The sequence below is a fragment of the Cellvibrio sp. ARAG 10.3 genome, from assembly GCF_051846955.1.
Lineage (GTDB): Bacteria > Pseudomonadota > Gammaproteobacteria > Pseudomonadales > Cellvibrionaceae > Cellvibrio.
On record NZ_JBPYCU010000005.1, the window covers coordinates 325,645 to 333,530 of the forward strand.

Genomic DNA, 7,886 nt, shown 5'->3' on the forward strand with positions numbered 1-7,886 from the left:
ATGACTACACCTGATTCCATTACCCTGCTTTCTCCCGCCAAGCTCAACCTGTTTCTACACATCACCGGCCGCCGGGCCGATGGCTATCATAATTTGCAAACGCTGTTTCAGTTGCTCAACTATGGCGACACCCTTACCTTTGAACGGCGAGACGATCAGGAAATCACCCTCACGCCGGCCATGCCCGAAGTCCCCTTTTACGACAACCTGATTGTGCGCGCTGCGCGCCTCTTGCAATCCTATTGCAGCACCGACGTGGGGGTGGATATCCAACTGGAAAAACGCTTGCCCATGGGCGGTGGAATTGGTGGCGGCAGCAGCAACGCGGCGACCACACTGGTTGCTCTGAATTATCTATGGGAATGCGATTTAACGATGCTGGAATTGCACGCACTGGGATTAAAACTGGGCGCGGATGTTCCGGTCTTTATCGGCGCCCAAACCGCGTGGGCAGAAGGTGTCGGCGAGCGCTTGCAACCGATTGAATTACCTCAAAAATGGTTCGTGGTTTTGCATCCGGATTGCCATGTTTCTACCGCTGAAATTTTTTCCCACAAAGATTTGACAAGAGACACGCCGAACATTACAGTAGCGGCCTTTCTTGAGCAGGGTGGTCGAAACGACTGCCAGGCGCTGGTGCGAAGGCTTTATCCCCCCGTGGATGAAGCGCTGAATTGGCTAAGCCAACACACTAGAAATGCTCGAATGACTGGAACAGGAGCGTGCGTATTTGCCGCGTTTGATTCCGCAGAAGACGCACAACATGTGCTGGCCCAAGCGCCAAAAAATCTGCCGGGATTTATCGCACAAGGCATCAATCGTTCGCCACTTTATAACCTGCTTCCCGTCACGCGCTAAGGCGCAAGAATTACTTCTCCAGGGGCGTCGCCAAGTGGTAAGGCAGCGGGTTTTGATCCCGCCATTCGTAGGTTCGAGTCCTTCCGCCCCTGCCATTTTCTCGCGTCATTGTGATCTCACCCGACAGTGACCGCACCTTCCCCAATGCGGATCAATACGGTCTGAAATTAGCGCCCCCTCCTGCGGAGGGCCTGTAAATGGCATAGGGTAAAAACCTGCAGTTTTAGACGTAGCAGCATCGGCAGTAAATCGACAATTTATCAGTTTTATATCTATCGGCTTTATTTAAAGGTACATGACGTGACTGACTTGATGGTCTTTACCGGCAACGCCAACCCGGAACTTGCACAAAAAATTGTCGATCAACTCGGCATGCAATTGGGTGAAGTATCAGTCTCGCAATTCTCTGATGGTGAAGTAGCGGTTGAATTACTGACCAACGTGCGCGGTCGCGATGTCTTTGTGGTGCAACCCACCTGCGCCCCCACCAACGATAACCTGATTGAATTGATCGTGATGGTAGATGCACTGCGGCGTGCCTCTGCTGGCCGTATCACCGCCGTAGTGCCTTACTTCGGTTATGCGCGGCAGGACCGACGCGTACGTTCTGCGCGGGTACCAATTACCGCCAAGGTTGTGGCAGACATGATGGTCGGCGTCGGCGTTGACCGGGTTCTGACCGTCGACCTTCACGCGGAACAGATCCAGGGCTTTTTCGATGTACCGGTTGACAATGTCTATGGTTCGCCGGTGCTGCTGGAAGATATCGAACGACAAAATTTCCAGGATCTGATTGTCGTGTCCCCGGATATCGGCGGTGTGGTTCGCGCCCGCGCTGTTGCCAAGCAACTGGGTATTGACCTGGCCATTATCGACAAACGTCGCCCCCAGGCAGGCGTGGCAGAAGTGATGAACATCATCGGCGATGTGAATGACCGCACCTGTCTGCTGGTCGACGACATGGTAGATACCGCCGGCACCCTATGCAATGCTGCCAAGGCGTTGAAAGAACACGGCGCCAAGCGCGTTATTGCTTACTGTACGCACCCGGTCCTGTCCGGCAATGCGATACAAAACCTGAATAATTCTGTATTGGATGAGTTGGTTGTGACCGACTCCATCCCCTTGCGTCAGGAAGCCAAGGATTGCCCACGCATTCGTCAGCTCACCCTGTCGAAGATGCTCGCCGAGGCTATGCGCCGCCTGAGCAATGAAGAATCCCTGAGTGCGATGTTCCGCTAATCTGAACAGCGCGCTCGGATCACCACCAATGCCACAGCATTGGTTTTTTTAACTCTGCAAACGGTTCTGGTCGCGGACCCTTGCAGTCAAACATGAGTACTGAAAAATGTCTGAAGACTTTGTATTAGATGCCCAAGCCCGTGACGATTTGGGGAAAGGTGCGAGCCGCCGCCTGCGTCGTCTGGAAGGCCTTGTTCCCGGCATCGTGTATGGCGGAAGCAAAAATCCGGTCAATATCAGCATCAACCATAAAGATCTGGTCAAGCACCTGGAAAACGAAGCGTTTTACTCGCACATCATCAGCCTGAACATTGCCGGTAAAGCCGAAGATGTGATCCTGAAAGATCTGCAGCGTCACCCGTCCAAAGCCCAGGTTCTGCACGCCGACTTCCTGCGCGTGTCCAAGTCCACCAAGCTGCACACCAGCGTACCTTTGCACTTCATCAACGAAGCCAGCTCCAAAGGTGTGAAACTGCAAGGCGGTAAAGTGGTACACAATCTGGTGCAACTGGAAGTCAGCTGTCTGCCAGCCAACCTGCCGGAGTTCATCGAAGTTGACCTGGCAGAGATGGAAGTGGGCCAGATCCTGCACATCTCTGACCTCAAGCTGCCCAAAGGCGTTACCTCTGTTGCATTGAGCCACGGTGCTGACCACGATCTGGCTGTTGTGACTATGCTGAAGCCGAAAGGCGGCAGCGACGAAGAAGCCGAAGGCGGTGCTACTGCTTAATCGGATCAGACGGTATTGTGATGGACACTCCCCTGCAGTTAATCGTGGGCCTGGGCAATCCGGGCGCTGAATATGACAGGACTCGTCACAATGCCGGTGCCGATTTCGTTGCCGAGCTGGCGCGCCGCGAGGGCGCCAGCCTGGTTCCAGAGAATAAATTCTACGGGCTGACCGCGCGTATTCATTTTCGCGGCCGCGATCTGCGTCTGTTGATTCCCACCACATTTATGAACCGCAGCGGACAAGCCATTAACGCTCTCGCGCAGTTCTACAAAATCCCTCCCGAAGCCATCCTCGTTGCTCACGATGAACTGGATCTTGCTCCCGGCGTTGCGCGCTTTAAGCACGGCGGCGGACACGGCGGCCACAATGGTTTGCGCGATACCATCAGCGCCTTGGGCAACAATCAAAACTTTAATCGCTTGCGTCTCGGCATCGGGCATCCCGGCTCTGCCGCACAAGTGGTGGGCTTTGTTTTAAAGAAAGCGCCGGCAAGTGAACAAACATTGATTGATGATGCAATTGATCGCGCCATTCGCGCTTTGCCTGATGCAGCAAAAGGCAATTGGGGAGTAGCGATGCAAAATCTGCATACGACAAAATAAATTTGCCGCTATCTTTCGCATTCTTCTTCATATCTTCTCAAAAAATATTTTCTTAATTCTTTTCTTAATAGCCACACGTAAATCTCACGCTTGCGTGAGCAGCGGCGCCGATAAAAACTATCATTTGTTTTGCAGGCTGGCACCTGCATCATCCAATACTGTTAAAAATTGTCTTATTTCCCACGTTTAAATTGCTTTTAAAAATTCCATTTACTAGGCTTTTAGAGCAATAAATTCCTGCCTGTTTTTGTCATGCATGTTCATCGTCAATTTTAAAGACGGAAACCACCAAATCCCCAACGGGATGGAGAACCATCATGAATAAAAATACACACATTGCTAATCACGTTAATCCCGCTACCTGTTTTATTTTTTTATTAACACCACTGGTAACTGCGCTAATGCCGTCTGCATACGCACAGGAACCGCCGTTACCCGCCATTGAAGAGATGATTGTGACCGGTACGCCGGGTGGCGCGTCGTTACGCAAGTTTGATGCAAGCTTCGCCATTTCGACAGTGAGTGAAGAAGAAATTAATCAGGTCGCCCCTGCCAGCACGGCAGACTTACTTAAAACCATACCGGGCGTTTGGGTGGAGAGCTCCGGCGGTATCTCCGGAGCCAATATTTTTGTGCGCGGCTTTCCCAGTGGTGGAGATGCAGATTTTGTAACGGTGGCAATCAATGGCTTGCCGGTTTATCCCGCACCCACCTTATCGTTTATGGAAAATTCAACGCTTTTTCGTATTGATGAAACCATTGCGCGCATGGAAGGTTTGCGCGGCGGCCCAAACCCTGTGTACGCCAACGGTCAGGTGGGTTTAACCACCAACTTTATTCTTAAAGAAGGCGGCGAGGATACAACCGGCTCCATTAAATACTCTACATCGGATTACGATCTGCAACGGATAGACGGTGTAGCCAGTGGCAAGCTGGATGACGATCTTTATTACATGATCGGTGGCTATGTCAGCTCATCGCCCGGTGTACGCGATGCCGGTTTTAATGCCGAAGAGGGCCATCAATTCACCGTCAATATCACCAAGATACTCGATAACGGTAAAGCCAATATTTTTCATCGTCTGACCGATGATCACGGCACCTGGTATTTGCCCGTAGCACTGGATGTGAATGGTATAGATACCGGGCTGGATGCGGAGTACACCCAGGTGGGCCCACGCAACCGCCATGCGCTGGTTCCTGTCAGCGGCCCCGACGGCATGGGAGGCTCTGCCATTAGCTGGGAAGAATTTGATATGGGTAAAGGGCGCGGCTGGGACGGCAGTGTCACCGGCGGTGCCATTGAGCTGGATCTAGGCAACGACTGGACCTTTATCGATCGTTTTAGTTTGACCAAAGGCGCGGCTAACACCCACGGTTTTGTTCCGCAGGGTGCGGCGGTTACGCTCGGCAGTTTGAATGGTGGTGTCGCGGGTGAAACAGTTTCTGGTACCGACGTTGCGGCTAACGATCTGGTGCAGATGTTTGGTCCCTGGGTGGTGCACAAGGATATTAAAACCTTCAACAACGATTTGAGTTTAAGCAAACGTTGGCAGGATTTTAAAGTGACCCTCGGTTATTACTCCTCGTCCTGGGAAGTGGATGAGTGGTGGTCCATCGGTAACCAGAAATGGTATGTACTGGGTCATAACGGCGAGCAACTTACCGCTGACAGTATTACAGATGATTGTCAGGACGCGGGTGAGCCTACCTGTGGATTTAAATACGATGTGCGGGCATTGGGTGATGCGCGCGAAAATGCGTTTTATATCGCTGGCGAAACTTACATCGGTGCTCTGACCCTGGATGCCGGCGTGCGTATCGTCAACCGCGAAACCAATTACTCCGTAGACGACGGACTGCGCGATGGCCGCGATGATTTTTTTGTCGAAACCGATGAGGACAAGGTTTCCTACACCGCGGCGGCCAACTGGAATTTTACCGATGACATGGGCGTCTTTGTGCGCATCAACGATGGTCATAAATATCCCGACTTTGATGCTTACCGCGATTTTCGTGGGGACTTCAATCTGGGTTCCGATTTAATCATCGACGTTACCCAGTATGAATTGGGTTATAAATTGGCACGAGATTTTTATTCGCTTTACGCCACCGGCTTTGCCAATGAAACCAAGGGACAACCTTTCTGCGATGTAGGCGGGGCAACCTGTGAACGTTTGGAGACCGAAGCGATTGGTATAGAGATCGACGGCAATTTATTGTTAGGCAATTTAACGCTGGACCTCAACGCCACCATTCAGGAACCAGAAATTACCAGCGCCGGGCCCGACGATGGTAATCAGGTGCAACGCCAGCCGACGCATCAGTTGCGACTCACGCCCAGCTACTTGCTGGAATTTGCCAATGGCGTCAGCGCCTCGATTTACGGTACCTGGACCCTGGTGAGTGATCGGTACGGCGATAATGCCAACACCAATGAGCTCGACGGTTATGACAAATTCGATGTGGGCATGTTGGTGAATATCAGCGATCTGAGCGTGCAACTGTCGGTCGACAATCTCACCGATGAATTAGCGCTGACCGAAAGTGACCCACGCGCTGTCGGTGCCTCAGCCAACGGTCGTTATATTCTGCCACGCAGTGTGAAACTGACCCTGGGTTATCACTTTTAATCTTATCCAAGGTGGGCAATGCGTTCAGCGGTTGCCCACCGCGACCAACCTACTTATAAAAGAATCGGTCTTATGAACGCTACTGCCAAAGTCTTTTTTATCCTCAGCTTTCCGCTGATGTGTTTTTCATGTGCCACTGATCCCGCCACACAATGGCAAGATTCCACCAGTCAGCTAAGCCCCGATGAACGTTTCGGCGAGTTGTTTGAGAAGGTCCAGTTATCGGGCATCTTCAGCGACTCCAAGACGTTTGTGGACAGTACCCCCAAGATAGCGGCTGAAAATATCCTGCAAAAATATCGTGCACAACGAGAGCGGCCCGACTTTAACCTGCGGATATTTGTTGAAGAAAATTTTTATCTTCCACCTTCAGTCGCTTCGGATTTTCAAAGCGATAAAAGCCAACCTGTGGCCGCACATATTGAATCACTCTGGCCCGTGCTGACGCGCGAGCCGGATACGCGCTCTGATGGCTCATTAATTCCATTACCGCATCAGTATGTGGTGCCCGGCGGACGTTTTCGGGAAATTTATTATTGGGACAGTTACTTCACCATGCTGGGCTTACGCGAGTCCAACCGCTGGGATTTGATTGAGGATATGGTGGATAATTTTTCGCACCTGATCGACACCATGGGCTTTATTCCCAACGGTAACCGCACCTATTATCAAACCCGCTCACAACCACCATTTTATGCATTGATGGTTAAACTGCTGGCCGAGAAAAATGGCAAAGGCACACTGACGCGCTACCGTCCGTATTTATTAAAGGAATATCAATTCTGGATGAGCGGCAAAGAGACCTTGTCGGCATCCAACCCGCGGGTGCGGCGAGTTGTTATCTTGGCTGATGGCAGCATCGTGAATCGCTATTGGGACAGCGCTGCCACACCGCGCCCGGAGTCGTATAAAGAAGATGTGGAGTTGGTCCACTCTGACAACCCTGAAACCTATCGCCATATCCGCGCGGCGGCGGAATCCGGCTGGGACTTCAGCAGCCGCTGGTTCAAAGACGGCACCACCATGGATTCCATTCACACCACCGATATTGTGCCGGTCGACCTGAATGCGTTGCTGTACCACCTGGAACAGGTATTGGCCGAGACCTTTGCAGAAACCGGTGATAAAACACAAGCGCAAAGATTCCGTGCTCTGGCACAACAACGCAAAGATGCGCTGTTGCGTTACACCTGGAATGCGCAGGACGGCTTTTTCTACGACTACGATGCGGTTGCCCAACAGCAAACACTTGTTCGTTCACTGGCAGCCATGTTTCCGCTGTTCTTCAACATGGTGGAGCCGGAACAAGCCCGTCGGGTAGCACAACATATTGAGCAGGATTTCCTGCAAGCGGGCGGCGTTACCACCACCTTGAAAGATACCGGCCAGCAATGGGATGCACCCAACGGCTGGGCACCCTTGCAATGGATCACCATTCAGGGCCTGCGTCAGTACCAACAGCACCCATTGGCCGACACCATTACCCAGCGCTGGATCACCCTGAACACCGACGTCTACCAACGCACCGGCAAGATGGTGGAGAAATACAACGTCTACGAGCCCGGCCTGGAAGGCGGCGGCGGTGAATACCCTGTGCAGGATGGCTTCGGCTGGACCAACGGCGTATTGTTAAAGCTATTAAACGAAACCATGACAACCCCTCATAAAACCCCGTAGGTCGGATTAGCGTAGCGTAATCCGACAGCTGTGCCAGAGAAAACGTCGGATTACGGCGCTACGCGCCTAATCCGACCTTGTATCTCTCTGAAGAAGTTGATTAGCTACCAACTTCAACACCCGAGCCGGGTGAATGCGTAT

At 52.1% G+C, this 7,886-nt stretch carries 6 protein-coding genes and 1 tRNA gene; all 7 read left to right on the forward strand.

Translation table 11 applies throughout. From position 1 onward, the window contains the following. The 7 genes from ispE (at nucleotide 1) to treF (ending at nucleotide 7,745) form a co-directional block, all read left to right on the forward strand. Entirely contained in the window at nucleotides 1-858 is an 858-nt protein-coding gene (gene ispE / locus ACSV5M_RS09345; RefSeq protein ID WP_439175740.1) for a 4-(cytidine 5'-diphospho)-2-C-methyl-D-erythritol kinase, read from the forward strand. Nucleotides 859-878: 20 nt separating this feature from the next. Beyond that, a tRNA-Gln gene (locus tag ACSV5M_RS09350) sits at nucleotides 879-953 on the forward strand. A 217-nt stretch (nucleotides 954-1,170) separates the two neighbouring features. Then, nucleotides 1,171-2,100: a ribose-phosphate pyrophosphokinase gene (locus tag ACSV5M_RS09355; RefSeq protein ID WP_439175761.1), complete on the forward strand. Its 930-nt coding sequence runs from the start codon at nucleotides 1,171-1,173 to the stop codon at nucleotides 2,098-2,100. A 106-nt stretch (nucleotides 2,101-2,206) separates the two neighbouring features. Continuing rightward, on the forward strand, nucleotides 2,207-2,830 hold the full coding sequence (locus ACSV5M_RS09360; protein ID WP_439175742.1) for a 50S ribosomal protein L25/general stress protein Ctc: 624 nt from the start codon (nucleotides 2,207-2,209) through the stop codon (nucleotides 2,828-2,830). Nucleotides 2,831-2,850: 20 nt separating this feature from the next. Then, complete coding sequence (gene pth / locus ACSV5M_RS09365; protein ID WP_439175744.1) at nucleotides 2,851-3,435, forward strand: aminoacyl-tRNA hydrolase; 585 nt, start codon at nucleotides 2,851-2,853, stop codon at nucleotides 3,433-3,435. Nucleotides 3,436-3,752: 317 nt separating this feature from the next. Next, nucleotides 3,753-6,068: a TonB-dependent receptor gene (locus ACSV5M_RS09370; protein ID WP_439175745.1), complete on the forward strand. Its 2,316-nt coding sequence runs from the start codon at nucleotides 3,753-3,755 to the stop codon at nucleotides 6,066-6,068. A 72-nt stretch (nucleotides 6,069-6,140) separates the two neighbouring features. Continuing rightward, a complete protein-coding gene (gene treF, locus ACSV5M_RS09375; protein ID WP_439175746.1) occupies nucleotides 6,141-7,745 on the forward strand; it encodes an alpha,alpha-trehalase TreF in 1,605 nt (534 codons plus the stop codon). The last annotated feature ends 141 nt before the right edge of the window (nucleotides 7,746-7,886 follow it).